This window comes from Herbaspirillum sp. CF444 (assembly GCF_000282135.1).
Classification (GTDB): domain Bacteria; phylum Pseudomonadota; class Gammaproteobacteria; order Burkholderiales; family Burkholderiaceae_D; genus Herbaspirillum.
Genome location: NZ_AKJW01000078.1, coordinates 13,393 through 38,505 on the forward strand (window position 1 = coordinate 13,393; position 25,113 = coordinate 38,505).

At 62.5% G+C, this 25,113-nt stretch carries 23 protein-coding genes and 1 other RNA gene; 4 read left to right on the top strand and 20 right to left on the bottom strand.

The genetic code is table 11. The annotated features are described in order from the left end of the window. Positions 1 to 35: 35 nt before the first annotated feature. The 4 genes from PMI16_RS17675 to PMI16_RS17690 form a co-directional block, all read right to left on the bottom strand. The gene (locus PMI16_RS17675; RefSeq protein ID WP_034381148.1) at positions 36 to 1,265 is read right to left on the bottom strand and encodes a DUF2863 family protein; all 1,230 of its coding nucleotides are present in this window, start codon (positions 1,263 to 1,265) and stop codon (positions 36 to 38) included. A 212-nt stretch (positions 1,266 to 1,477) separates the two neighbouring features. Beyond that, positions 1,478 to 2,815 carry an MFS transporter gene (locus tag PMI16_RS17680; protein ID WP_007882071.1) on the bottom strand — a complete coding sequence of 446 codons (1,338 nt, stop codon included), beginning with the start codon at positions 2,813 to 2,815 and terminating at the stop codon, positions 1,478 to 1,480. A 100-nt stretch (positions 2,816 to 2,915) separates the two neighbouring features. Next, a complete protein-coding gene (gene gudD / locus PMI16_RS17685; RefSeq protein ID WP_007882073.1) occupies positions 2,916 to 4,259 on the bottom strand; it encodes a glucarate dehydratase in 1,344 nt (447 codons plus the stop codon). 199 nt (positions 4,260 to 4,458) lie between these two features. Beyond that, positions 4,459 to 5,511, bottom strand: coding sequence for a LacI family DNA-binding transcriptional regulator (locus PMI16_RS17690; protein WP_007882075.1), 1,053 nt, complete (start codon positions 5,509 to 5,511; stop codon positions 4,459 to 4,461). Between the two features lie 170 nt (positions 5,512 to 5,681). On the opposite strand from PMI16_RS17690, the gene PMI16_RS17695 reads away from it, so the two are divergent. Next, positions 5,682 to 6,275, top strand: coding sequence for an SRPBCC family protein (locus PMI16_RS17695; RefSeq protein WP_237719883.1), 594 nt, complete (start codon positions 5,682 to 5,684; stop codon positions 6,273 to 6,275). Positions 6,276 to 6,314: 39 nt separating this feature from the next. Here PMI16_RS17695 and PMI16_RS25410 read toward each other — a convergent pair whose 3' ends face one another. The 8 genes from PMI16_RS25410 to PMI16_RS17730 all read right to left on the bottom strand — a co-directional run bounded on the left by PMI16_RS25410 (position 6,315) and on the right by PMI16_RS17730 (position 12,701). Beyond that, entirely contained in the window at positions 6,315 to 6,674 is a 360-nt protein-coding gene (locus PMI16_RS25410; RefSeq protein ID WP_007882079.1) for a hypothetical protein, read from the bottom strand. Between the two features lie 258 nt (positions 6,675 to 6,932). Next, a complete protein-coding gene (gene gltK / locus PMI16_RS17705) occupies positions 6,933 to 7,613 on the bottom strand; it encodes a glutamate/aspartate ABC transporter permease GltK (protein WP_007882081.1) in 681 nt (226 codons plus the stop codon). Between the two features lie 32 nt (positions 7,614 to 7,645). Then, positions 7,646 to 8,380 carry an amino acid ABC transporter permease gene (locus PMI16_RS17710; RefSeq protein ID WP_007882082.1) on the bottom strand — a complete coding sequence of 245 codons (735 nt, stop codon included), beginning with the start codon at positions 8,378 to 8,380 and terminating at the stop codon, positions 7,646 to 7,648. A 33-nt stretch (positions 8,381 to 8,413) separates the two neighbouring features. Further along, entirely contained in the window at positions 8,414 to 8,983 is a 570-nt protein-coding gene (locus PMI16_RS17715; RefSeq protein ID WP_007882083.1) for a carboxymuconolactone decarboxylase family protein, read from the bottom strand. A gap of 35 nt (positions 8,984 to 9,018) precedes the next feature. Next, positions 9,019 to 9,093: non-coding RNA, sX9 sRNA (locus tag PMI16_RS25415), on the bottom strand. Positions 9,094 to 9,164: 71 nt separating this feature from the next. After that, positions 9,165 to 10,070: a glutamate/aspartate ABC transporter substrate-binding protein gene (locus PMI16_RS17720; RefSeq protein WP_007882091.1), complete on the bottom strand. Its 906-nt coding sequence runs from the start codon at positions 10,068 to 10,070 to the stop codon at positions 9,165 to 9,167. Between the two features lie 57 nt (positions 10,071 to 10,127). Beyond that, positions 10,128 to 11,450 (bottom strand): aspartate aminotransferase family protein, encoded by a 1,323-nt coding sequence (locus PMI16_RS17725; protein WP_007882093.1) that lies wholly within the window; start codon positions 11,448 to 11,450, stop codon positions 10,128 to 10,130. Between the two features lie 378 nt (positions 11,451 to 11,828). After that, complete coding sequence (locus PMI16_RS17730) at positions 11,829 to 12,701, bottom strand: MurR/RpiR family transcriptional regulator (RefSeq protein WP_034381150.1); 873 nt, start codon at positions 12,699 to 12,701, stop codon at positions 11,829 to 11,831. 340 nt (positions 12,702 to 13,041) lie between these two features. Between PMI16_RS17730 and PMI16_RS17735 the strand changes: the two genes are divergently transcribed. The 3 genes from PMI16_RS17735 to PMI16_RS17745 are packed head-to-tail and all read left to right on the top strand — an operon-like array spanning position 13,042 to position 15,349. After that, on the top strand, positions 13,042 to 13,341 hold the full coding sequence (locus PMI16_RS17735; protein WP_007882095.1) for a DUF3649 domain-containing protein: 300 nt from the start codon (positions 13,042 to 13,044) through the stop codon (positions 13,339 to 13,341). Then, entirely contained in the window at positions 13,338 to 14,990 is a 1,653-nt protein-coding gene (locus tag PMI16_RS17740; protein ID WP_007882104.1) for a PepSY-associated TM helix domain-containing protein, read from the top strand. The genes PMI16_RS17735 and PMI16_RS17740 overlap by 4 nt, the downstream gene beginning before the upstream one ends. Further along, positions 14,987 to 15,349, top strand: coding sequence for a DUF3325 domain-containing protein (locus PMI16_RS17745; protein WP_007882106.1), 363 nt, complete (start codon positions 14,987 to 14,989; stop codon positions 15,347 to 15,349). The genes PMI16_RS17740 and PMI16_RS17745 overlap by 4 nt, the downstream gene beginning before the upstream one ends. A 113-nt stretch (positions 15,350 to 15,462) precedes the next feature. Here PMI16_RS17745 and PMI16_RS17750 read toward each other — a convergent pair whose 3' ends face one another. The 8 genes from PMI16_RS17750 to ampC all read right to left on the bottom strand — a co-directional run bounded on the left by PMI16_RS17750 (position 15,463) and on the right by ampC (position 25,018). After that, a complete protein-coding gene (locus tag PMI16_RS17750; protein ID WP_007882108.1) occupies positions 15,463 to 16,251 on the bottom strand; it encodes a GntR family transcriptional regulator in 789 nt (262 codons plus the stop codon). A gap of 38 nt (positions 16,252 to 16,289) precedes the next feature. Beyond that, positions 16,290 to 17,915 carry a gamma-glutamyltransferase family protein gene (locus PMI16_RS17755; protein WP_007882109.1) on the bottom strand — a complete coding sequence of 542 codons (1,626 nt, stop codon included), beginning with the start codon at positions 17,913 to 17,915 and terminating at the stop codon, positions 16,290 to 16,292. A 32-nt stretch (positions 17,916 to 17,947) separates the two neighbouring features. Further along, positions 17,948 to 18,904, bottom strand: coding sequence for an ABC transporter ATP-binding protein (locus tag PMI16_RS17760; protein ID WP_007882110.1), 957 nt, complete (start codon positions 18,902 to 18,904; stop codon positions 17,948 to 17,950). Positions 18,905 to 18,914: 10 nt separating this feature from the next. Then, on the bottom strand, positions 18,915 to 19,895 hold the full coding sequence (locus PMI16_RS17765) for an ABC transporter ATP-binding protein (RefSeq protein ID WP_007882111.1): 981 nt from the start codon (positions 19,893 to 19,895) through the stop codon (positions 18,915 to 18,917). A 12-nt stretch (positions 19,896 to 19,907) separates the two neighbouring features. Beyond that, a complete protein-coding gene (locus PMI16_RS17770) occupies positions 19,908 to 20,807 on the bottom strand; it encodes an ABC transporter permease (RefSeq protein WP_007882112.1) in 900 nt (299 codons plus the stop codon). A gap of 8 nt (positions 20,808 to 20,815) precedes the next feature. After that, positions 20,816 to 21,754, bottom strand: a complete 939-nt coding sequence (locus PMI16_RS17775; RefSeq protein ID WP_007882114.1) for an ABC transporter permease — start codon at positions 21,752 to 21,754, stop codon at positions 20,816 to 20,818. 148 nt (positions 21,755 to 21,902) lie between these two features. Continuing rightward, on the bottom strand, positions 21,903 to 23,423 hold the full coding sequence (locus PMI16_RS17780) for an ABC transporter substrate-binding protein (RefSeq protein ID WP_007882115.1): 1,521 nt from the start codon (positions 23,421 to 23,423) through the stop codon (positions 21,903 to 21,905). A 410-nt stretch (positions 23,424 to 23,833) separates the two neighbouring features. Further along, positions 23,834 to 25,018, bottom strand: a complete 1,185-nt coding sequence (gene ampC, locus PMI16_RS17785; protein ID WP_007882117.1) for a class C beta-lactamase — start codon at positions 25,016 to 25,018, stop codon at positions 23,834 to 23,836. Between the last annotated feature and the right edge of the window lie 95 nt (positions 25,019 to 25,113).

Here is a 25,113-nt window from a genome sequence, read left to right on the forward strand (position 1 = left end):
GATATCGGCCAAATCAGTTTCTGCTTGGTTTCTGCTCAGTTGCCGTCGGCGTAAGGCTGGACGTTGACGGCGTTGCCGCCAGCGTCGAACTCTTCCGCCAGCGCAACCGACTGCACACCCAGCGTCAGCAAGGCGTCGCAGGTGTCGTCCAGTTCCACCTGCAGGTCGCGCGCGGCGTCCAGCGGCTTTTCCGCCGTGGCGACGATCGCGTCGCCGTCACCGTACAAATTCACCCGCAACACCACGTCGCCGTCCATGTGCACCGGCCCCATGACGGCACGCGTCTGCGCTCCCGTCACGCCGCTTTGCTGCAGGCCGTGATCGAGCTCGGACATCATCTGCAGCATGAAGTATTCGGCGATGCCGCGCTCCTTGCCGCCGTGGAACAAGTCCTGATACAGGAAATGCACGTCGAATTCGCGTCCGTCGGTCACCAGGCAGCGCTGCACCAGCGGCACGACTTTTTCGCTCCAGGCCTGGAAGCGCTGGGCGCGCACGGCGAAGTAGGCATCCATCGCCGCTTCGTCCTGCGGGATGGTGTAGAAGGGATCGTCCACCGTCTTCAGGGTAAAGCCGAGCAGGAAGCGCAGCTCCACCGCCGTGTCGTCGGCGCCGAAACGATTGGCCGGCCAGCTGCTCATGCTGCGGTCGATGGCGGGCGTCGAAGTGAGTTTCTTGTCGGTCATGGCGGCGAAGGCGTCGCGCACCATGGCTTCGAGATGGCTGTAGGTAATCGCGTCGATCTCGTCCAGGTGATAGGCGTAGCTGACCAGCACGACCTTGGCGTCGGCGCTTTCCAGCTGGGCTTCCTTGATGCTGGCGGTCAGCTCGGTGAAGGCGTCGGCGTCGCGGAAATTCTGTTCGGCGTCGAGACCGCCGGCGGTGCGCACGAACATCGGGATGACGAAGGCGTTGACTTCATAGCTGCGCTCATTGCGGGTGAAGAAGACGATTTCGGCGGCTTCTTCGATGATTTCGCGCAGGTAGGGATAAGCCTCGGCTTCCTGGTCGCGTGCGCGTTCAAGCGCTTCGTAGAGCACGTCGTCCTGTTGCTGGCGCAGGCTCTTGCCGACCATGCGGCGCAGGTCGCGTTGCTTGCCCGGCAAATCGGGCGAGGCGTCGTCCTCGGTCGCGAGTTCGACGGCGAGATTGGCGATCTTGTCGACCAGCGCCTCGTCGAGTTCGTATTCGCCCGGATCCGCACCTGGCGATGCGACGCTGGAAGGAGTGGAGGCTTTGGCGGCCGGGCGCTTGCTTTTGGACATGATGGGGACGTAGAAAAACAGAAGAGGCGGACATTGTAACAAGTCCGCCTCTTCTGCCATCGCGTTCTGCCAAACGCGGGGTGTCAATCTCTCACTGCGGCCATGTTTTGATCGTCGTCCTGACGAAAGTCAGGACCCAGCGTCGTGTCAGCGCGCGTCAAGACACTGGGTCCTAGCGTTCGCCGGGACGACGGCCAAAGACAAATGCAGACTCAATCGGAGACGGCTATCGCCTTCTTGCCTGACGTACGCGCCAGGAACACCAGTCCCGCCGCGATCACCGACGCCACCGCCAACGCATACAAACCGCCCTGGATCGAGCCGGTCTTTTGCTCCAGATAGCCGAAGGTTGCCGGTGCGAAGAAGCCGCCCAGGTTACCGATGGAGTTGATCAGCGCGATCACCGCGGCGGCGATGCGGGCATCCAGATAGGCCTGCGGAATCGGCCAGAACAGCGAAGACGCCGCCTTGAAACCGATGCCGGCAAAGCAGATCGCCACGAAGGCAAACACCGGACCGCCGGTGGTCGAGGCGAACATGCCGGCCGCGGCGATGATCAGCGTCGCCGCCACCCAGGCTTGCTGACGCTTGTAGCGCGTCGCCAGGCTGGCGAAGACGTACATCGCGACGATAGAGATGATCCACGGAATCGAGTTGAACAGGCCGACCTGGAAGTCGTTGAAATGCCCCATCTTCTTGATGATGCTCGGCAGCCAGAAGGTCGCGCCGTAGATCGTCAGCTGGATCGCGAAGTAGATGAAGCAGAACAGCAGGATCTGCGGATCCTTGAGCAAGCTCCACGACGACACGTGCACCGGCTTGCTAGCCTGGCGTTCACGCTGCTCGTGCTGGATGACGGTGGCCAGGCTGTCGCGCTCGGCGTCGCTGAGCCATTTGGCGTCTTTCGGCGTCGAGTCGAGGCGATACCAGACCACGAAGCATAGCGCCACCGAGGCCAGGCCTTCGATGATGAACATCCATTGCCAGCCGTGCAGGCCGCCGCCTTCGATCTGCAGCAGCGCGCCGGAGATCGGCCCGGACAGGATGGACGCGATCGCCGAACCGCTCAGGAAGATCGCCATGGCCTTGCCGCGCTCGCTGTTGGGCAGCCACTGTGTGAAGTAATACACCACGCCCGGGAAGAAACCGGCCTCGGCCACGCCCAGCAAAAAGCGCAGCGCGTAGAACGAGGTCTCGTTGTGCACGAAAGCCATCGCCGTGGCCACCACGCCCCAGGTCAGCATGATGCGCGTGAGCCAGGCCTTGGCGCCGAACTTTTGCAGCAGGATGTTGGACGGCACTTCGAAGATGGCGTAGCCGATGAAGAACAACCCGGCGCCCAGACCGAACGCCGCCGAGCCGATGCCGAGGTCGGTCGCCAGATGCGAACGCACGAAGCCGATGTTGACGCGGTCGATGTAATTGGCGATGAACATGATCACGAACAGCGGCAGGATGCGCCATTTGACCTTGTCGATGGCGCTGGCCAGCGGCCCGCTTGCCGTGCCGTCGGGATGTGCGGCATAGGCCGCGATGCTTTGCTCACTCACGTTGTATCTCCTTGATGTTGTCGGTGCAGGCTGCCGGAACAGCCTGCGCAATCTTTGTTCTTATAGTTCGGCGCGGCAGTTCTGCGACTGCGCGCGGTGCTTACCGTACTAAGCAGGGTTTCTTGTTATCGAACTTCCAGCCCGGAATCAGGTATTGCATGGCGATGGCGTCGTCGCGCGCGCCGAGTCCCTTGGACTGGTACAGCGCATTGGCGGCCATGACCTGCTCCATGTCGATCTCGACGCCCAGGCCAGGCGTCGTGGGCACGTCCACCATGCCGCCGACGATCCTGAGCGGATCGCGCGTCAGGCGCTGGCCGTCCTGCCAGATCCAGTGCGTGTCGATGGCGGTGATGTCGCCCGGCGCGGCGGCAGCGACTTGCGTGAACATCGCCAGCGAAATGTCGAAATGGTTGTTGGAATGCGAACCCCAGGTCAGGCCCCACTCGTTGCACATCTGCGCCACGCGCACCGAGCCCTGCATGGTCCAGAAATGCGGATCGGCCAGTGGAATGTCGACCGATTGCAGCTGGATTGCATGGCCCATTTCGCGCCAGTCGGTGGCGATCATGTTGGTGGCGGTCTGCAGGCCGGTGGCGCGGCGGAATTCGGCCATCACTTCGCGACCGGAGTAGCCGTTCTCGGCGCCGCAGGGATCTTCGGCATAAGCCAGCACGTCGTGCTGGTCGCGACACAAACGGATCGCATCCTTGAGCAGCCAGCCGCCGTTGGGGTCGAGCGTGATGCGCGCCTGCGGGAAGCGCTCGTGCAATGCGGTGACGGCTTCGATCTCGTCCTCGCCGCGCAGCACCCCGCCCTTGAGCTTGAAGTCGTTGAAGCCGTAGCGTTGGTAGGCGGCTTCGGCCAGGCGCACGATGGCGTCGGCGGTCATGGCCTTTTCATGGCGCAGGCGCTGCCAGTCGTCGGCGGCGTCGGGCTCGCTGCGGTAGTCCAGATCGGTGACGCCGCGGTCGCCGACGTAGAACAGGTAGCCGAGCATTTCCACCTTGTCGCGCTGCTGTCCTTCGCCGAGCAAGGCCGCGACCGGCACGCCGAGGAATTTGCCGAGCAGGTCGAGCAGCGCGGACTCCACCGCCGTCACGGCGTGGATGGTGATGCGCAGGTCGAAGGTCTGCAGGCCGCGGCCGCCGGAATCGCGGTCGTTGAAAACCTGGCGCATGCGGTTGAGGATGGAATGATAGGCACCGATGGATTGGCCCACCACCAGTTCGCGCGCGTCTTCCAGCGTCTGGCGGATGCGCTCGCCGCCCGGCACTTCGCCGACGCCGGTGTTGCCGGCGCTGTCGGTCAGGATGACGATGTTGCGCGTGAAGTAAGGCCCGTGCGCGCCGCTCAGGTTGAGCAGCATGCCGTCGCGGCCGGCGACCGGGATGACTTGCATTTCGGTGACGATGGGTGCGCCGGCGGTATGGTGAACTGACATGATGAGTTTCCCTGAGGTGATCCGAGGTAATCGATAAATTCAGGAACTGGCGCTAGTCTGGAGACACCGATTGGTACCGCTACCAATTCCGATTGACACCGATGGTAGCGGTACCGTTTTACCGTGTCAATCGATTTGCAGAGGATTGATTTTCAGGAAACATTGCACGGAGGAACTGCACCGAACCCGAAGAGTGCGGCTAGACGCTCTCGCGTTCGATGATGGTAAAGCCGATGTCATGCACGCGATCCGTCACCTGCAAACCGTCGGCGCGGTCGATGATGAACTGCGCAGCCACCTTGCCGATGCCGGTGCCGTCGATGCGCACCGTGGTCAGTTTCGGATGCAGGTCGCGCGAAAAACTCAGGTCGCCGAAACCCATCACCGCCAGTTGCGTCGGAATGGCGATGCCGCGCACCTGCGCTTCGATCATCACGCCCATGGCGAGGATGTCCGAGCTGCAGAACACGCCGTCGATGGCGGCATTTTTGCCGAGCAAGTCGGCCAGGCCGGTGCGGCCGCTGCCCAGCGTGGTCGGCGCCGGCACCATGCACAGCGGAATTTCGGTCACGCCGGCGGCGGCCATGCCCAGCCGCACCGCTTCGTCGGAGAACGCCTTGGCGCGGCGGCGGCTGCGTTCGTCCACGCCGGCGATCACCGCCACGCGGCGACGGCCGGCGGCGTGCAGGTGGCGCGCCACGGCGATGCCGATGTTTTCATGCGAGAAGCCGACCAGCATGTCGATCGGCGTCGGCGTCAGGTCCCAGGTTTCCACCACGGGGATGCCGCTGGCCAGCAGGCGCTTGCGCGACTCCGGCGAGCGCATGATGCCGGTCAGCACCACGCCGTCGGGGCGACGGCCGATGATGGCTTCGAGCAAGGCGTCTTCGCGCGAGTTTTCGTAGCCGCTCTGGCCCAACATCAGCTGATAGCCGGCGGCGGCCAGCGATTCGGTCAGCGACTGCACGGTTTCCAGGAACACCGGGCCGACAATGGTCGGCACCACGGCGGCGACCAGGCGGCTCTTCTTCGAGGCCAGACCGCCGGCCAGCAAATTGGGGACGTAGCCGGTGCGCTCGACCGCTTCGCGCACCTTTTTCAGGACGGTTTCGGAAACCGCGTCCGGCGTGTTCAGCGCGCGCGAGGCGGTGATCGGCGCCACGCCGGCCAGCCTGGCGACGTCGCGCAAGGTCAGTCCGGCGCCTTTGCGACCCTTGCGCGCTTTTTCGGCAATGGGCTGGGGGTCGGTCATTGAGGCGTCAGGTGAAGGTGCTGGAATAGGCGGAATAGTAAGCTTCGTCATGGCCCGATTCTAGCATTGTCAAAATGGTACCGATACCATGTCTTGATCGTTCAACGGCCATGACGCTGCCTGAATCGCGTATGCTGACCCGCTGTCCGATAACGAACCGAAAGACTTCTTTGCGACTTTTTCTGCTCTGCTCACTTGCGGCGCTGCTCGGAGCCGCTGGCATCGATGCCGACGCCGGCGCGCAGACGACCGCCGACCAGCCCGAGATCGACGTCGTCATGAACCGCGCCAAGGGCTATCCGCTGTTTGAAGTGACGGCGAAGATGACCGTGCATGCCGACGTGGCGCGCAGCTGGAAGGTGCTGACCGACTACAACCGGCTGGCCGAGTTCGTCCCCAACCTGTCGCGTTCGCAAGTCAGCTCGAGCGAAGGCAATGAACGCGTCGTCACCCAGAACGGTTTCGCCAGATTCCTGTTCATCCGGCAAAACATCGATCTGGTGCTGCACGTCACCGAACAGCCGATGCAGGCCATCGACATCCGCCTGGTCAGCGGCAACATGCGCGAATACCAGGCGCGCTGGGAACTGCAGTCATTGCAAGCGCAGCAACAGGCAGGAAACGACGGCCGCACCCGCATTTCCTACGCGGGCATCATCGCGCCCGATTTTTATGTGCCGACGCTGTTTGGCGCGGCCCTGATGAAAGGCGACCTGCGCAACATGCTCAATGCCGTCAAGGCCGAAATAGAAAAGCGGCCCTGAGGCCGCTTTCGCTATCGAGATGATGAAAAACCGATCGGCTCAGACTATGCCGAGTATCGAATACCCTCCTTCGCATACCGCGTCGTAGCAACGCGTGCATTGTGTGCAAAACAAGTGCGAACGTTTGACATGATGACGGCGCAGCACCAGTTGCAGCGCCACGCCTTCGCAATGCGGGCACATTTCGCGCATGGGGCCGACCGGGGTCGGATCGGGTGCGAGGAACATGCCGTTATCCAGCAGCACGCCATCCACCACTGCGCGCGGATCAAGTTCCATCAGGGTAACGTCGAGACGTTCGCGGCGGCGTTGCGGGCGGGGAGGAATATCGATGCCGAGGTTTCCGGCGTGTGCTCTTGCCGAGCGCTCTTCCAATACAGCAGATGCGGCAGGACTCATTACTGTGCTCCTTGGGTAGACAGTTAAGTGCGCTGTTATGACTGGCTGTTTTTCTGTTGGAATACCCAATCTAGTAAAGATAAAGGGCAAGCGCAAGGAAGGATTGAGAATAGTTTTGACTGTCGAAAATCATCGCACGATCGTTCGATGTCAGCTTGCAAATACTTGCCCGAATCCATGTGTTGACGCGATGGCAAGCTTGCCGACATATCCGCACAACCTACGCGATCAACGGATGCTGCACGCCTGAAAAATGGATCAGGCGGCCTTGCGCTGAAACCATTTGACGCCCAGCGAAATGCTGAAGCAAATCACGAAGTAGACCGCGCCAGCGAAGAACAGCAACTCGATGATGCGACCGTCGCGTTCGCCGATGGTATAGGCGCGTCCGAAGAAATCAGCCAGCGCGCTGACGTAGACCAGCGAGGTATCCTGGAACAGGATGATGCCTTGCGTCAGCAGCAGCGGCACCATGTTGCGGAAAGCCTGCGGCAGGATGATCAGGCGCATCGTTTGCATGTAGGTCAACCCCAGCGCAAACGACGCGGCCAGCTGGCCGCGCGCCACGCTCTTGATGCCGGCGCGGATGATTTCGGAATAGTAAGCCGCTTCAAACAGCGAAAACGCCACCAGCGCCGAGGTCATGCGCAGATCATGGGAAGCCGACAGCTTGAACGCCTTCTGCAGCAGCTGCGGCACGATCAGGAAAAACCACAGCAACACCATCACCAGCGGTATCGAGCGGAACAGATTGACGTAGCCAGCGGCGAACCATTGCAGCGGCTTCGACGACGACAGCCGCATCATCGCCAGCAGCGTGCCCCAGACGATGCCGAAGGCGATCGCCGTGGCGGTGATCTGCAAGGAGATCAGCATGCCGTGACCCAGCACCTGGATGGCGGCCGGCGTGATTGCGCTGAAATCGAATTGGTAGCTCATGGCCGCGTCTTCCTTGATGTCTGCTTTTATCTTTATTTGCTGCCGACGAAACCGGGCAAGGCGACGCGCCCTTCCAGCCAGCGCATCAAGCTCATGACCGTGATGTTGATCAGCATGTAAGTCAGCGTCACGGCGATGAAGGCTTCATACGGCTGAGCGGTGTAGTCGACCAGCTGGCGTCCCTGCGCGGCCAGTTCCAGCAGGCCGATGGTGGAAGCGACGGCGGAATTCTTGAAGATGTTGAGAAACTCCGAGGTCAGCGGCGGCAGGATGATGCGGAACGACATCGGCAGCAGCACGTAGCGGTAAGTCTGGCCCAGCGTGAAACCCATCGCGAGACCGGCGTTCTTCTGTCCCGGCGGCAACGCGCGGATGCCGGAGCGCACCTGTTCGCACACGCGCGCCGCGGTGAAAAATCCCAGGCACAGCATCGCCGTCGTGAACTGCTGCGCCAGCGGACTCATGGACTTGATCGCCTCGCCCATGCCGAACGGCAGGATTTCCGGCATGGCGAAATACCAGATGAAGATCTGCACCAGCAGCGGCACGTTGCGGAACAACTCCACATACGCCGCAGCAATACCGCTGAACCAGCGATTGGGCAAGGTGCGCAGGATGCCCAGCAAGGTGCCGAGCGTGAGCGCGATCAGCCACGCCGACAAACCCAGCGCCAGCGTGATCGACAGGCCCGACAGCAGCCAGTCGACATAGGTCTGGTTGTCGGCGGCCTGGTGGAGGAAGACGCTCCAGTTCCAGCGGTAGTCCATGATGTTGTCTCGGCTTCTCTGAAGATCAGGTAATCAGGCCGGCGGCGGCTCTGAGAAAGGCAGCGAGGTCTGGCCCTCGGCGCGCATGCCGAAGACATTGAGCGTCATCGCCACCAGTGCGTAGTAGCCGAGCAGGCCGATCAGGTTGACCACCACCTTGAGGCCGAACAACTCCACCGCACGTGCATAAGTTGCATCGGCGACGCGCTTGTGGCGATACAGCTCGATAGCGAAAGACCAGACCACGCGCTCGTCTTCTTTTTCAAACACGGGCGTCTGCCCGATGCGAATCTGCTCCGCGACCGCCGCCGGCAAACCCGCATCGACGGCGATCGGCAGATGGATGTGCCACTCCGCCTGCGATTGCCATTCGCGCGCCGTCGCCAGGATCGCCAGCTCGGACAAGCGCAACGGCAGGCCGGTGTCGTAACGGCAATACGCACCCAGCCTTTGCGCCAGCTGGCCCAGCTCGGGGCTGTGGATCCAGCTCACGAACGGGCCGTTGAGATTGCCGCGCGGGCCGGACAGGATGTCGTCCAGCAACGCTTTCTGTTGCGGCGTGGCGTGGGCCGGATCGAATGCCGGCAGGCGTGCTTGCGTCATGTCAATACTCCAAATTTATGGATCGTCTTGAAACCTGCTTACGATCTGTAGCGAGAGGCCATCAGCCGGTGGCGGACGGAGCGGAGGAACCGGAGTGTACTTTAGTACATGAGGATTCCGAGCACCGCCCAAGGGTTGTCAATTCGCGGATCATGGCCTCGCAGTAAGATCGTAAGCAGGTTTAATCCATCGGCTTGTCGCTGGGATTTGCGTAGAGCTTTTTGACATCTTCCGGCATCGGGAAATTGAAGCTGATGTTCTTCGGCGGAATCGGGAAGGTGAACCACTTGGCGTAGATGCGGTTGATCTCGCCGCTCTTCATCAGGCCGCTCAGCGTACCGTCGACCAGTTGCTTGAATTGCGGGTCGTCCTTGCGGACCATGAAGCCGTAGGGTTCGGCGCCGAACGGCGTGCCGGTGAGCAGCCAGTCGTTGGGCTTTTGCGCCGTGGTGCGCGCGCCGGCCAGCAGGATGTCGTCCATCACGTAGGCGGCGACGCGGCCCGATTGCAGGATCAGGAAGGCTTCGCCGTAATCCTTGGCGCTCTGGATCTGCATGTTCATCTTGCGGCGTTCATTGAGCGTGCGCAGCAGGCGTTCCGAGGTGGTGCCGGCGTTGGTCACGACGGCCTTGTTGGCCAGGTCGGGAAAATCCTTGATGCCGCTGTCCTTGCGCGTGAGGATGCGGCTGCTGGCGACGAAGAAGGTGGTGTTGAACGACACTTGCTGCCAGCGATCCTTGAGGTTGCTGGTGACGCCGCATTCGAGATCGATGGTGCCGTTTTGCAGCAGCGGCGTGCGGTTTTGCGAGGTCACCGGGATCATGCGCACTTCCAGATTGGGCATGTTCAGTTTGGCCTTGACGCTGTCGATGACCTTGTTGCAAAGGTCTTGCGAGTAGCCGACCACCTTCTGGTTTTCATCGTAGTAGGAAAACGGGATCGAGCTGGTGCGATGGCCGATGGCGATGACGTTGCCTTCCTTGATCTTTTGCAGCGTCGGGCCGAGGCCGGCGTCGGCGGCGGTCGCCGCGTTCATTCCGCTCAATGCGGATAGCAGTGCAAGCAGCGGTAGGGTGAATCGTTTCATGTCGTTTCCTCTCCTGATGAATTTGATGGGTGCTGCCGGTGTGCGTAATGGACTGCCTCAGGCCAGCGCAGCATCGACCGCCGGAATCAGCCGCTCGACGATGCGCTCGATGTCTGCGGCGGTGCTGATGAAAGGCGGCGCGATCAGGATGTGGTCGCCCTGGCGGCCGTCGACCGTGCCACCCATCGGATAGACCAGCAGGCCGCACGCCATCGCCTCGCTCTTGACGCGGCTGTGGGTGCGCCTGGCCGGATCGAGCGGCTGCTTGCTGTCGCGGTCGGCAACCAGTTCGACGCCGACGAACAGGCCCCGGCCGCGCACGTCGCCGACGTTCGGATGATTGTCGAAGGCGCTGCGCAAGGCGGCGCGCAGTTGTTCGCCGCGCGCCTGCACGTTGGGCAATAGCTGGTCGTCCCTGATGGTCTTTTGCACGGCGAGCGCGGCGGCGCAGGCGGTGGCATGGCCGATGTAGGTGTGGCCGTGCTGGAAGAAGCCGCTGCCACCGACCACGGCGTTGTAGACGCGATCGCTGGCAATCATCGCGCCGATGGGCTGGTAACCTGCGCCGAGGCCTTTGGCGATGACGAGGATATCGGGCACGACGCCGTCCTCTTCGCAGGCATATAGATAGCCGGTGCGGCCCATGCCGGACATCACTTCGTCCAGGATCAGCAGCACGCCGTACTTGTCGCACACGGCGCGGATCTTCCTGAAGTAGTCGCCGACCGGCGGCACCGCGCCGGCGGTCGCGCCGATCACGGTTTCGGCGACGAAGGCCGCGACCTGGTCGGCGCCGAGTTCAAGGATCTTCGCTTCCAATTCGTCGGCCAGACGCTGCACATACTGCGCATCGGATTCGCCGTTCAGCTGATCGCGGTAAGCGTAGCAAGGCGCGACGTGGTGCGACGGCGCCAGCAACGGCAGGAACATCTCGCGGCGCCAGGCGTTGCCGCCGATGGCCAGCGCGCCCAGGGTATTGCCGTGATAGCTCTGGCGGCGCGCGATGAAATGGCGGCGCTGTTTTTGTCCTGTTTCCACATGGTATTGACGCGCCAGTTTGAGCGCGGCTTCGACGGCTTCCGAACCGCCCGAGAGAAAGTAAACGTGGTTGAGATCTCCCGGCGCCGAGGCGCTGAGATTGTCGGCCAGTTCTTCCACCACTTCGGTCGTGAAGAACGAGGTGTGCGCATACGCCAGTTCATCGATCTGCTTGCGGATCGCTTCGATCACGCGCGGATGGCCGTGGCCGAGGCAAGACACGGCCGCGCCGCCGCAGGCGTCGATGTAGCGCTTGCCGTTGCTGTCGATCAGCTCCATGCCGATGCCGGCTTTGGCGACGGGCATGGTTTGTTTCGGATAGCGGTGGAACACGTGTGTCATGGAACGGGCCTCAAGCAAGGATTCGAAGTGCGGGAATTCAGGTTGAGCCAACTATAAATTGAAAGAAATGCTTTTGCAACGTTTGTTGCATAAATATTTTATATTGCATTTTTTGGTGCATTGCGACACATGCGCGCACCAAATCGGACTTGCCGGAAAGTTGCCTTTTGACATGCAGGAATGCGATGCGCCTCGACGGTTGAAAGCGACGCCTCCTTCGCCGTCATCCCAGCGCACGCTGGGATCCAGCGTCTTGACGAAACCCGGACAAAGCAATGCACGTCACTGGGTCCCAGCGTGCGCTGGGACGACGGCGAGAAAAAATTGGGGAGATTTAGTGTTGCAACAGTTGTTGCAGAACGATCCGGCAAGACCAGATTACTTGCTGCCGCCCTTCACATAGGCGCCGCTCTGGTACAGCTCATCTTCGGCCTGCTCCAACCGTTTGACGGCCTTGTCGTCGTCCAGCGAAATCACCAGTTCGATCAGGCTTTCGGCGACCGCAACAGCCGCCGCCATGGAGGGAAAGAACGACGGGCTCTCATGCGAGAACAAAATCGTGTGATCGGCCTGCAAGGCTACCGGTGCGACGGCGCTGTCGGTCAGCGCGATCAGTTTGCTGCCGGCGCGCTTGGCGGCTTCAGCGACTTGCACGGCTTCGATGGAATAGGGTGCGAAGCTGATCACGATGGTCGCGTCCTGCGCCGTGACGGCGCGCAATTCCATCGCCAGCGAACCGGCGGTGCCCTTGATCAGCGTCACGCTCGGACGGAACAAACGGTACAGGTATTCCAGCATGAAGGCCACCGAATACGCGGCGCGGAAACCGGCGATGTGCACATGGCGCGCCTTGGTCAACGCCTTCGCGGCGCGCAGCAATTCGTCGGCATTCTTCGGTTCGGACGCATCGAGGTTGGCGCGCTGGGCCTGGAAGATTTCGGCGATCAGGATGTCGCTGTTGTTGCGCTTGACCAGGCTCTGCGCCTTGTAGGCGTAGGCCTTGGGCGTGACGGCCAGGCGCTCGACGAACAGTGCGCGCAGCTCGCCCCAGCCGGGAAAGCCGAGGTATTGCGACAGCCGCACCAGCGTCGACGGCTGCACGCCGGCGCGCGTGGCGACGGCGCGCATGGTCGACACCGCGACTTCGCCCGGATTATCGAGCAGGAAGGCGGCGCCGGCCTGGAACTGCGGGCGCATCTCGGCATAGTTGGCGCGGATCAGCGCATCGAGTTCGGTAAAGCTTGCGGGCACATCCTGATGGGCGATGCCGACTGTGGAATCCGTCATGGTGAAGGCGTTGCCGGTGGCCCGGCTGATAGGGTGACGCAGCATTGTTTCACAAATTGCGGGAAAGCAGGAATCTGCAACATCGGTTCCACGCCCCGGCCCCTGCTGCTGCTGTGGATGACAACTCAAATAAGAATTGTTATCATCTACAAATTCTTCGCCCCTTAATTCCACATCCTGACAAGACTACTTCCGTCGTCCTGACGAAAGTCAGGACCCAACGTTCGCTGGGACGACGGCAAAAGCCGGCGCTAGCTCGACGGCTGCGCACCTTGCAGCCGGCCCAACCATGACATTGTAGAAAATGAACTTGCATCCTCTCCTGCGTTACCGCCTCGATGTCGCTGCGCGTGTACTGGCCGCCATCGTCGGCGGCTATGCGCTGGCAGCCGCGGCAGCCGCCCTGCTCGCCGTGTTGCTGCCCATGCCGCGCGCCGAAGCGGTGATCGCCGCCACCCTGCTGTCCTTCATCGTATTCTGCTGCGCGGTGCTGTGGGTGTTTGCCGCGCGCACGGCGTGGCGCGCGTGGGCCGGCCTTGTGTTGCCGGGCGCGCTGCTCGGGCTGGGTCTGCTGCTGATGATGACGCAGCGGAGCATGGCATGAGAGAAGGTTTCCGCCAGTCGATGGCATGGCTGCACACCTGGTCCGGGCTGCTGGTGTGCTGGGTGTTGTTCCTGGTGTTCTGCGCCGGCACGGCGTCCTATTTCCGCGAAGAGATCACGCTGTGGATGAAGCCCGAGCTGCATGCTTCACATAGCGCGACCGTCACCAACGACCAGGCCGCGCAAACGGCATTGACCGCGCTGCAACGCAAGGCGCCCGACGCCGCGCGCTGGTTCATCACGCTGCCGGTGGAACGCGGCACGGCCCTGCGCATCGGCTGGATCAGCCCGCCGCCCAAGGATGCGCCGCCGAAAACGCGCGGCAAGTTCACCAGCGAAGTCATCGATCCGCTCACCGGCGACAAGATGCCGGACGTGCGCGAGACGCGCGGCGGCGAATTCCTCTACCGCCTGCATTTCGACCTGCATTACATGCCGCCGCTGTGGGCGCGCTGGATCGTCGGCTTCTGCGCGATGTTCATGCTGGTGGCGATCGTCAGCGGCGTCATCACGCACAAGCGCATCTTCAAGGACTTCTTCACCTTCCGTCCGAAGAAGGGTCAGCGTTCCTGGCTCGACGCGCACAACGCCACCGCCGTGCTGGCCCTGCCCTATCACCTGATGATTACCTACACCGGACTGGTGACGCTGATGTTCCTGTACATGCCCTGGGGTGTGCAGGCGGCGTACAAGGGCGACCAGGACAGTTTCTTCGCCGAGGTTTTCCCGAGCGCCAAGAACGGCAAGGCTGCCGGCAAACCGGCACCGCTGACGCCGCTGCAACCGCTGCTGACGCAAGCCGGGCAACACTGGAACGGCATGCCTGCCGTCGGCATCACCATCAATCATCCGGGCGACGCCAACGCCACCATCCAGATCCGTCGCCGGGAAGAAAAAGGCCTGAACTACATCCAGCCGTCGATGCAATTCAACGGCGTCACCGGCGCACTGATGAGCAGCGACAATGAAAACCTCGGCGGCGCCAACGCCACGCGCGGCGTGCTGTACGGCCTGCATCTCGGCCACTTCGCCAATCCGCTGCTGCGCGCCCTGTTCTTCCTGTGCGGCTTGTCCGGCTGCGCGATGGTCGCCACCGGCGCGCTGCTGTGGGCGGTGAAGACGCGCCAGAACCATACCAAAAAGCTGGCGCAAGGCGGTCAGGCAAAGGCAGGCTTCGGCTTGCGCCTCGTCGAAGCGCTCAACATCGGCGCGATTGCCGGGTTGCCGATTGCGTTTGCGACCTACTTCTGGGCCAACCGCCTGCTGCCGGTGGCGATGGAAAAGCGTCCCGACGCCGAGATGAATTTGTTCTTCATCGCCTGGGGCATCGCCGCCGTGCTGGCGCAGATCCGTCCCGACCGCCGCATGTGGCAATGGCAATTGTGGATGGGCGCCCTGCTCTTCATGGGCATCCCGGTAGTGAACGTCTTCACCACCTCGTCGCATCTGGGCGTGACGCTGTTCATGGCGCAAGGTCCGTGGTCGGTGGCCGGGTTCGATCTCACCGTACTGGCGCTGGGGATCGGTCTCGCCTGCGCAGCCTGGCATCTGGGCCGCAAGAAGAAGGCGGAAAAAAAGGCCGGCAAAGCGCATCTGCACGATGATGCCAATACCAACGCCGACAACGCCACGTTACAGGAGGCGGCATGATGAGTTTCATCCCCCTGCCCTTTCTGGCGACGCTGGCGCTGGCCTACAGCGCGTGGGTGGCGCTAAGCCTGGCGATGGATCGCCACTACGCCGACATCCACGGTCGCGGCGCCGAACCGAGCGGACTGCTGCGCAAACGCAGTCGCCGGCTGGGCACGCTGGCGTTGACCGTGGCATTCGCCGTCTGCGTGCGCGACAGCGGCTGGGGCATCGGCCCGGTGGCCTGGCTGGGCACCATGACCGTCGCCGCCCTGCTGCTGGTGCTGCAGCTGTGCTACGCGCCGCGCTCGGTGCTGCGTACGGGCAAGCCGGCGTTGTTGCTGGCGGTGGTATTGACGCTGGCGGCGCTGGCGATTTGAAGTTCGATCTGTCAAGGATTGCTTGACAGATCAGTGGTCACTGTTGCGGCGAACATCGATACGACGCTGGGCCCTGACTTTCGTCAGGGCGACGTCATCCATTTTTTCAATTCTCAAAACGACCGCATCACCCTCACCGTGACATAAGGCAAACGCTCGGTGGCGGCGGAGGCGCGCGCGCTGTGCAGACGATGCAAGGTGATCTGGTTGACCTCCGCATGGCTGCCGGCGATGTGCTCGGTGATCAGCCTGACGGCTTCGTCGCCGTCACGAGCGTCGATCTGCGCGAGGATGGCGGCATGTTCGTCATAGGTCGATCCGACGCAATCGCCGTAGACGAAATCCAGCCGCCGCACGATGCGGATGCGGTCGGTGAGGCGGTCGAAGGCGCTCGCCATTTCCTGATTGCCGGTGGCGCGCACCAGCGTCTGGTGGAAGGCTTCGTCGAGCGCGGCGGCCGCACGGCCGTCGGTCAGCCGCTGCGCTACCGGCACGCACCAATCCGCCTTGAGGGCATTGATCTGCGCCATGTCGATGACATGTTTTCCGTCACCGGGGCTGGCGCACAAGCGCGTCACGGCATGGACCTCGATCAGTTGGCGCAACTCGTATAAATCGGCGAAACGCTTGAAATCCATGGGCACGACTTCCCAGCCGCCGCGCACGTAGCCCTGCATCAGGCCGTCGCTTTGCAGGCGTTGCAGCGCCTCGCGCACCGGCGTGCGCGAGACCTTGAAGTAGGCCGCGACTTCGGTCTCGGTGACCTGGTCGCCGGGCAGGAGGCGCATTTCAAAAATGTCTTCGCGCAGACGGGCGTAGACATATTCCGGCAAGGAGGCCTTGACCGGCTCTTCGGCGACGCTGTCGGACGGAGTCAGCGACGGATCGGGTGAGGCATGCATGAGCGGCGTGGCCTTATCGGAATGCTGAATGAAGGAAACTACCAGGCGGCGACGCAACCGTCGGTGCGCGGCTCGGTGCCGCCGCACAGCACGCCGTTGGCGTCGCGCCAGATGATCTGGCCGCGGCCGAAGCCGAGCTGGTTGCCGGACCAGCTGACCTGATGGCCCAGACCGGCCGGACCGAGGCCGCGGAACAGATGCTCTGCCGTGGTGTGTTCGATGCTGACCTTGTTGCCGCTCTCCCATTCCCAACGCGGCGCGTCGAGCGAAGCCTGCGGATTGAGGCCGAAGTCGACCGTGTTCATCACCATCTGCACATGGCCTTGCGGCTGCATGAAGCCGCCCATCACGCCGAACGGGCCGATGGCCTGGTTGTCCCTGGTGAGGAAGCCGGGGATGATGGTGTGGTACGGACGCTTGCCAGGCGCGAGGCAATTCGGATGCGCGGCGTCGAGCGTGAAATTGTTGCCGCGATTGTGCAGCGAAATCCCCGTGCCCGGCACCACCAGGCCCGAACCGAAGCCCATGTAATTGCTCTGGATGAAGGACACCATGTTGCCTTCGTTGTCGGCCGTGCACAGATACACGGTGCCGCCGCGCGGCGGATCGCCCGCGACCGGCAGCGTGGCGTGCGTGCCGATCAGCTTGCGGCGCTCGTCGGCGTAAGCGTCGGACAACAGATCCTTGACCGAGACGCGCATGTGGTCGATGTCGGCGATATGCGCCAGGCCGTCGGCGTAGGCCAGCTTGATGGCTTCGATCTGGCGGTGATAGGTTTGCAGCGTGTCGCGCTCGCTGAAGTCGAAGCCTTTCAACATGTTCAGCGCCAGCAGAGCCACCAGGCCATGGCCGTTCGGCGGGATTTCCCAGACATCGTAGCCGCGGTAATTGGACGAAATCGGATCGACCCATTGCGGACGGAAGTTGGCGAGATCCGCCACGTCCATGTAGCCGCCGGCGGCGCGGATGAAGGCCGCCGTCTTCTCGGCCAGCGCACCCTGGTAGAAGCTGCGCGCGTTGTCGTCGGCGATCGATTGCAGCGTGCTGGCATGGCCCGCAGAGCGCCAGATTTCGCCGGCCTGCGGCGCGCGACCGGAACCGTCCAACGCGCCGAAGGTATCGAACCACGATTTGAAATGATCTTCCTTGAACTCGCGCGTAAAGGTCTTGTAGGCCTGCTGCCAGGCGAAGGCCACTACCGGCGAAATCGGAAAGCCGTCCTGCGCCAGGCTGATGGCGCCGGCCATCGAGCGCGACAGCGGCATGCGGCCGAAGCGCTCCGCCATGGTGGCCCAGGCCGACGGCGTGCCGGGCACGGTGACGGGCAGGGCGCCGTACTTCGGCACTTCCTTGTGGCCGGCGGCGGTCAGCGCGTCGAGCGAAATTGCCATCGGCGCCGGGCCGCTGGCGTTCAATCCATGCAGTTGCCCCTTGTGCCAGATCAGCGCGAAGGCGTCGCCGCCGATGCCGTTGGCGGTCGGCTCGACCACGGTCAATGCGGCAGCGGCGGCGATGGCCGCATCGATGGCGTTGCCGCCGGCCTGCAATACCTGCAGACCGGCTTGCGCGGCCAGCGGCTGCGAGGTCGCGACCATGCCGCGATTGGCGAAGACGGCGCTGCGGCGCGAGGCGTAGGGATAGTGATTGGCGTTGAAGGTTGGCATAGGGTGCTTTCTTGTTCGGACAATGGATAAGTTTAACGATACAGATGACAGGCGACGTATTCGCCGGGGGCCGTCTCCACCTTCGGCGGCGTCTCGGTCTTGCAGATGTCCATGCAGGACGCGCAGCGCGGATGGAAATGACAGCCGCTCGGCGGCGACGCCGGATTGGGAATCCCGCCCTTGAGCACGATGCGTTCGCGCACCTGATCGGGATGCTCGCGCGGGATCGCCGACAGCAGTGCCTGCGTGTAGGGATGCTTGGGCGCGCTGTAGACGCTCTCGCAGCTGCCGTACTCCACCATGCGCCCGAGATACATCACGCCGATGCTGTCGCTGACGTGGCGGATCACGGCGAGGTCGTGCGAGACGAACAGATAGGTGAGAGAAAACTCCTTTTGCAGCTCCTGCAAGAGGTTCAGGATTTGCGCCTGGATCGAGACGTCCAGCGCCGATACGGCTTCATCGGCGACCACCAGTTTGGGACGCGTGATGATGGCGCGCGCGATGCCGACGCGCTGGCGCTGGCCGCCGGAAAATTCATGCGGATGGCGACCGGCATAGGCCTGACTCAAACCGACCACGTCGAGGATCTCGGCGACCTTGCGCTTGCGCGTGGCGCGGTCGAACAGGCCGTGCACGATCAGCGGTTCTTCCAATACTTCGCCGATGGTCATGCGCGGATTGAGCGAGGCGAACGGATCCTGGAACACCATCTGCATGTTGCGGCGCATGCTGCGCAGGGCAGGGGAAGACATCGTGGAAATCTCTTCGCCCATGAAGTTGACGCTGCCGGCGGTGGGTTCGATCAGGCGCAGCACGCTGCGGCCGGTAGTCGACTTGCCGCAGCCGGATTCGCCGACCAGGCCGAGGGTCTTGCCTTCGTCGATGGAGAACGAGACATCGTCCACCGCCTTGACCGGCGGCGCGCCGCGCTTGCCGGAGGCGAAGTGTTTTTTCAGTCCGGAGACCTGGAGCAGGGGAGCAGTCATCTCAGCCTCTTCAATTCGGATACCAGCAACGCGCCAGGTGGCCGTCGCTGACTTTGTCGAGCGTCGGCGCATCGCGGTGGCAACGCTCCTGCGCCTTCGGACAGCGCGCCGCAAAGCGGCAGCCGGATTCGACCGAACCCGGCAACGGCACCGAGCCGGGAATCGCTTCCAGCGGCTCGCCCGGCGTGGCGTCGAGGGCGGGGCGCGCGCGCATCAGCGCTTGCGTGTAGGGATGGGCGGGCGCATCGAACAAGTCGCGCACGCTGCTTTGTTCGACCACCTGGCCGGCGTACATGACGACCACGCGGTCGCACATTTCCGCCACCACGCCGAGGTCGTGCGTGATCATCAGGATCGCGGTGCCGTGCTCGCGCTTGAGCTCGCGCATCAGGTCGAGGATCTGCGCCTGTATCGTCACGTCGAGCGCGGTGGTCGGCTCGTCGCAGATCAGCAGGCCGGGATTGCACAGCAGCGCCATGGCGATCATCACGCGCTGGCGCATGCCGCCCGACAGGCTGTGCGGATAATCGTTGACCAGTTGCTCGGCGCGCGGCAAACCCACGCGTTGCAGCATGGCGATGACTTGCGCGTCGATCTGCTTGCGATCGAATTTAAAATGCGCGCTATGCACTCGCAGCATCTCGCGCAGCTGGTCGCCGATGCGGTGCAAAGGATTGAGCGAGGTCATCGGCTCCTGGAAGATCATCGCGATCTCCTTGCCGCGCATGCCGCGCAAGGTGGCGTCGTCGGCTTCCAGCAGATTGCTGTCGGCAACGCCGTCGTTGTAGGTGATGGCGCCGCTCAGCTGCGCCTTGCTGGACATCGGGAACAGCCGCAGGATGGACAGCGCGGTGACGCTCTTGCCGCAGCCGGATTCGCCGAGCAGGCCGACGGTTTCGTTGGCGCCGACCGAGAACGACACGCCGTCGACGGGTGCGACGCGCTTGCCGTTGCGGACGAATTCGACTTTGAGATTATTGACTTCCAACATGGCCGGTTCTCTTTAACGGTATAACTTGGGATCGAACACTTCACGGATGCCGTCGCCCAATAAATTGAAGCCCAGCACCACCGCAAAGATCGCCACGCCCGGCCACAAGGCCAGCGTCGGGTTGGTGTTCAGATAGCCTTGCGCAATGTGCAGCATCGAGCCCCAGCTCGGGTCTTCCGGCTTGGCGCCGAGGCCGAGGTAGGACAAGCCCGCTTCGGCGATGATCGCCGAGCCCATCGCGAAGGTCGCCTGGATCACCAGCGGCGCCATCGCGTTCGGCAGCACGTAACGCCACATGATGCGCATGTGACCGGCGCCGACCGAGCGCGCCGCCATGACGTAATCGAGATTGCGGATGCTCAGCGCCTGGCCGCGCGCCAGACGGATAAAGGCCGGCGCAAAGCCGATGCCGACCGCCACCATGGCGTTGTAAAAGCCGCCGCCCAGGGCCGCCGCCAGCGCCAATGCGAGGATCAGCGAAGGGAAGGCCTGCAGCGCGTCGACGATGCGCATCACCACCCATTCATCCCAGAAGCCGCGGAAGTAGCCGCTGGCAATGCCGATCGGCACGCCGACGCAGAAGGCCAGGCCGACGGCGATCAGCGCCGCCTGCAGCGAGATGCGCGCACCGTACAGCATGCGTGAAAAAATATCACGCCCCAGATCGTCGGTGCCCATCCAGTGCGTTGCGTCGGGACCGGAGAGCAGGTTGCCGTAGTCCTGGTCGAAGATCGGGTCGTTGGTCGCCAGCAGCGGCGCGAAGATCGCGACCAGCACCAGCAGCAAGATGATGGCCGCGCCGACTACAGCCAGGCGGTTGCCGGCGAAACGGCGCAGGCCGACGAAACGTTGCCGGCGCGGCAGGGCTTCTGCGGTACCGGTATTTGCTTTCTTTGCGATGGCTTGATTCATGTCCGTCCTCATTTCGCGATGCGCGGATCGATGACGCTATACAGCACGTCCACCACCAGGTTGACGATCACCACCATCAGCGCCGCCGCCAGCACGCCGCCCTGCACCATGATGTAGTCGCGCTGGAAGATGGCGTCGACGATCATTTTGCCCATGCCGGGAATGCCGAAGATGCTCTCGGTAATCACCAGCCCGCCGAGCAAACCCGACACCATCAGGCCGCTGGCCGTCACCACCGGAATCAGCGCATTGCGCAGCGCGTGGCCGATGACGACTTGCCAGTCCTTCAGACCCTTGGAGAACGCCGTGCGGATGTAATCTTCATTGAGCACTTCGAGCAGGCTACTGCGCACCATGCGCATCAGGATCGCCGACTCGCGCAGCCCCGTGGCCAGCACCGGCATGCACATCGCCGCCAGGTTGCCGCGCCAGTCCTCGGTGAACGGCACATAGCCGGAAGCCGGCAGCCAGCCCAGCTTGACCGCGAACAGGATGATGAACATCATGCCCAGCCAGAAGTGCGGCACCGACATGCCGAACAGCGCCACCAGCGTGCTGAAATAATTGGCGATGCCGCGCGGACGCACCGCCGCCATGATGCCGGCCGGCACCGCGATCATGATGCCGACGGCGAAACTGCCGAGCGCCAGTTCTATCGTCACCGGCAGGCGCTGCATCAGGACGTCGATGACCGGTGTGCGGTCGATGAAGGAACGGCCGAGATCGCCGTGCAACAGGCCGCCCAGCCAGCGTCCGTATTGCATGTAAAGAGGGTCGTCAAGGCCGAGTTGCGCGCGCAATGCCAGCGCGGCTTCGGGCGTGGCTTCCTGGCCGAGGATGGCGGTCACCGGATCGCCCGGCAGGATCGCCAGCAGGGAAAAGATCACCATGCTGACCAGCAGCAGGGTGGGGATGACCAGCAGGATGCGTTTAAGTAATGGAGACATGGGCAGCAGCGCCGTGACAAATGGGAACGTTCATTACAAGCACAACACAGCCGTCGTCCTGACGACAGTCAGGACCCGGCGTCGTTGTAGCGTTCGTCACGACACCGGGTCCCGGCGTGCGCTGGGACAAGGGCAAATGAGGCATGCGTTATTTCGCCAGCGTCGACGTGCGGATCACGCCATCCGGCACATACCGGAAGCCCTTGACCGACTTGGAGATACCGAACAACACGTTGTCGTGATTCAGGTAAATGTAGGGCACGTCCTTCACCAGAATCTGCATGGCCTGATCGTAGAAGGCCTTGCGCTTGGCCTCGCTGCCTTCCAGGCGCGCTTGCTGCAACAGGTCGTCGACTTCCTTGGTGCCGTACTTGGAGTAGTTCAGCGAACCGTTGGTGACGACGAAGTCGTAGATGTTCTGATCGGGATCGGGACGACCGCTCCAGCCGACGAAGATGGCTTCATAGGTGCCGGCCTTGCCCGACTCGATCTGGGTCGCCAGTTCGGCTTTTTCCAGCGTGACGGTGATGCCCGCCGGACGCAGCATGCCCTGGATCATCTGGCCGACCTGCGACTCGTACGGCGTGGTCGGCAGCGTCAGCTTGAAGCTGAAGCCGGCTTCCTTGCCGGCGGCCTTGAGGAGTGCCTTGGCGCGCGCGACGTCGACCTTCGGCGGCGCATCGGCCTCGCCATGGGAGAACTGCGCCTTGCTGAACGGCGAATGGCTGGCGGCGACGGCGCCGTTGTAGACCACCTTGGCGATGGCGTTGCGATCGATCAGGATGTCGACGGCTTCACGCACTTCCTTCTTGTCGAACGGCGGCTTGGAGGTGTTCAGGTAGAAGCCGCGGAAACCCAGCGAAGGTTTGTTGATGACGGCGTACTTGGCGCCGGCTTCGATGTTGGTGATTTCCTTGTACGGAAAACGATTGGTGACGTCGACCTGGCCGCTGCGCAGGTTGTTGAAGGCGACGTTGACGTCGCTCATGATCTTGTAGGTCACGCCGTCGGCTTTGGGCAGGCCGGCTTGCCAGTAATGCGGATTCTTTTCCAGCGTGATGGTGGCGCCCTTGAGGCGCCCCTTGTAGATGAAGGGGCCGGTGCCGACCGGATTGTTGACGTAGTCGTCGCCGAACTTCTTCACGGCGTCGGGCGAGGACATCATGCCGGCGCGATCGGTCAGGATAGACATGAAGGGCGCGAACGGCGTGCTCAGCTCCAGCTTGACGGTGGTGTCGTCGACCACGGTGATCTGCTTGATGTATTTAAGCTCATTGCGACGCAGGGAGCTTTTCTCCTGGCCGCGCAACAGATTGAATTCCACCGCCTTGGCGTTGAACGGCGTGCCGTCCTGGAATTTCACGCCCTTTTGCAGGTACAGCGTGTAGGTCTTCTGATCGTCGGAAATGGTCCAGCGCTGCGCCAGCATCGGCACGATCTTGCCGTTTTCGTCCAGATCGACCAGTTTGTCGAAGATGCTTTGGTACACCATGCGCTCGGCGATCATCGACGATTGCGTCGGATCCAGCTTGCCGGGGTCGTCGTCGAGCGAGATATTGATGGTGGCGGCCGAGGCCGCAAAGGATGTGGCGGTCAGCAGACCGGTCGCAATCAATTGCTTGAAAAGACGCTGAAAGGGATGCTGAAACTGCGGAAATGGCTGGATCATCGTTGTTCCTTTAAATGTAGGCACCAATGTATACATCAAAGTAGACATGCATTTATCGTGCCATATCTCTTCATAAAAAGGGATTGCAAAACGATGGGGAACTAGTCTTTCTGCTTTAAAAACAACGCTTTACAGTGCCACGCAAGGCCGCTTTCCGCCATTGCGGCGCACAAGAAAACCCAGCTTCCCGCGGCTTTTTGTTTGCTTTGATGGAAAGAAAAAATACCCGGAACAGGCATTGAGCGCCCGAAAAGTCCGGACATGGTGCAGACCGGATCAGGCGGCGTACCGGAAAAAACCGAAATGGTGCGCCGCGATTCCCGACGTCCCGGATGAAAAAGGCCGCTGCGGAAATTTCCGCTCGGCCTTTGTTTGCTTCAGGAAGAATCGGTTGCGCTCAATCAGCGATATCAGCGACGTGGGGCATTCTGCTTGTCAAGTTCGCTCAGTATCCGGTACGCCGCCGTCACGCGCTGAGCGTTGGGATAGTTTCTGTTGGCCAGCATCACGATGCCGATTTTCTTTGCCGGCGCGTAAAGCGCATAGGCGCCGAAGCCGCCGGTCGATCCGGTCTTGTTGAGAAACACGGCGGCCTGCGGCGGCAAGGGAGGGCTGATCGCGGTCGCGGCGACGCCCTGATAGACCATCTGGTCGGCATTGCCGGCCAGCAGCCGCTCCAGCGGCGAGGTATCGGGATACTGTTCCCAGATCAGGTCCTGGGTGATCTCGCCCGCCTTGAAATAACCGGTGTGCGTATCGGTGACCGCCTGCTGCAACTTGCCGTCCAGCCCGACGAGTCCCATGTTGGCGTTGATGAAGCGGATCAGGTCCAGCGTATTGGTTTTTACGCCGTAGGCTTCGTCGGCCAGCATGCCGGGATTCACCCGCACCGGCGCATCGAACTTGTTGTAGCCCTGCGCGTAGTTTTTCATCTGCTCCGCCGGCACGTGGATATAGCTGTGCGTCATGCCAAGCCGGGGAAACAGCGTCTTCTCCATCGCATCGGCAAAGGACATGCGCATGCTTTTGGCCGTGACGACGCCGAGCAGGCCGATGCCGGGGTTGGAGTAGGTTCGGTACGTGCCGGCGGCGTGGGTGGGTTTCCAGTTCTTGTAGTAATCCATGAGCTGCTCGTCGTTCGTCACCTCGTCCGGAAGCTGCAGCGGGAAGTCGCCGGCGGTATGCGTGCCGAGATTCATCAGGCTGATGTTGTCGAAGGGGGTACCGCTCAGATACGGAAGATGCCGGCTGACGCTGTCCGACAGGGAGAGCCGGCCGTTGACCTGCGCGTACGAAGCCAGCGTCGCGGTCAAGGTCTTGCTCAGGGAGCCGATCTCGAACAGGGTGGCGTTGGTGACGGCTTGGCCGCTTGCCCTGGAGGCCACGCCATAGTTGTAGAAATAATTCCTGCCGTCGATGGTGACGGCGACCGCCATGCCGGGGATGGCGTATTTTTCCATCAGCGGCCGGATGGCGGCGTCGACCGTGCCCTGGATGTCCGGCTGGGTAGCCGTGTTGTCCGCGTAGCTGCTGCAGCCCGTGAAAAGAGTGAATGCCGACACCGCGCACAGGGTGTTGATGACTTGTCGATACATGCCTGAATACCTCGATACAAAATACGAAAATGGATGGAGAAAAATCTCCTCGCTGCAGATGATCCGCAGATGGTTCGATGCCAGCCGCAATATCC

Excerpts from the sequence above, each read along its gene's own strand:
- PMI16_RS17675 (WP_034381148.1), bottom strand. The coding sequence starts at position 1,265 with ATGTCCAAAAGCAAGCGCCCGGCCGCCAAAGCCTCCACTCCTTCCAGC.
- gudD (WP_007882073.1), bottom strand. The coding sequence starts at position 4,259 with ATGTCAGTTCACCATACCGCCGGCGCACCCATCGTCACCGAAATGCAA.
- PMI16_RS17690 (WP_007882075.1), bottom strand. The coding sequence starts at position 5,511 with ATGACCGACCCCCAGCCCATTGCCGAAAAAGCGCGCAAGGGTCGCAAA.
- PMI16_RS25410 (WP_007882079.1), bottom strand. The coding sequence starts at position 6,674 with ATGAGTCCTGCCGCATCTGCTGTATTGGAAGAGCGCTCGGCAAGAGCA.
- gltK (WP_007882081.1), bottom strand. The coding sequence starts at position 7,613 with ATGAGCTACCAATTCGATTTCAGCGCAATCACGCCGGCCGCCATCCAG.
- PMI16_RS17710 (WP_007882082.1), bottom strand. The coding sequence starts at position 8,380 with ATGGACTACCGCTGGAACTGGAGCGTCTTCCTCCACCAGGCCGCCGAC.
- PMI16_RS17715 (WP_007882083.1), bottom strand. The coding sequence starts at position 8,983 with ATGACGCAAGCACGCCTGCCGGCATTCGATCCGGCCCACGCCACGCCG.
- PMI16_RS17720 (WP_007882091.1), bottom strand. The coding sequence starts at position 10,070 with ATGAAACGATTCACCCTACCGCTGCTTGCACTGCTATCCGCATTGAGC.
- PMI16_RS17725 (WP_007882093.1), bottom strand. The coding sequence starts at position 11,450 with ATGACACACGTGTTCCACCGCTATCCGAAACAAACCATGCCCGTCGCC.
- PMI16_RS17735 (WP_007882095.1), top strand. The coding sequence starts at position 13,042 with ATGAACTTGCATCCTCTCCTGCGTTACCGCCTCGATGTCGCTGCGCGT.
- PMI16_RS17740 (WP_007882104.1), top strand. The coding sequence starts at position 13,338 with ATGAGAGAAGGTTTCCGCCAGTCGATGGCATGGCTGCACACCTGGTCC.
- PMI16_RS17745 (WP_007882106.1), top strand. The coding sequence starts at position 14,987 with ATGATGAGTTTCATCCCCCTGCCCTTTCTGGCGACGCTGGCGCTGGCC.
- PMI16_RS17750 (WP_007882108.1), bottom strand. The coding sequence starts at position 16,251 with ATGCATGCCTCACCCGATCCGTCGCTGACTCCGTCCGACAGCGTCGCC.
- PMI16_RS17755 (WP_007882109.1), bottom strand. The coding sequence starts at position 17,915 with ATGCCAACCTTCAACGCCAATCACTATCCCTACGCCTCGCGCCGCAGC.
- PMI16_RS17760 (WP_007882110.1), bottom strand. The coding sequence starts at position 18,904 with ATGACTGCTCCCCTGCTCCAGGTCTCCGGACTGAAAAAACACTTCGCC.
- PMI16_RS17765 (WP_007882111.1), bottom strand. The coding sequence starts at position 19,895 with ATGTTGGAAGTCAATAATCTCAAAGTCGAATTCGTCCGCAACGGCAAG.
- PMI16_RS17770 (WP_007882112.1), bottom strand. The coding sequence starts at position 20,807 with ATGAATCAAGCCATCGCAAAGAAAGCAAATACCGGTACCGCAGAAGCC.
- PMI16_RS17775 (WP_007882114.1), bottom strand. The coding sequence starts at position 21,754 with ATGTCTCCATTACTTAAACGCATCCTGCTGGTCATCCCCACCCTGCTG.
- PMI16_RS17780 (WP_007882115.1), bottom strand. The coding sequence starts at position 23,423 with ATGATCCAGCCATTTCCGCAGTTTCAGCATCCCTTTCAGCGTCTTTTC.
- ampC (WP_007882117.1), bottom strand. The coding sequence starts at position 25,018 with ATGTATCGACAAGTCATCAACACCCTGTGCGCGGTGTCGGCATTCACT.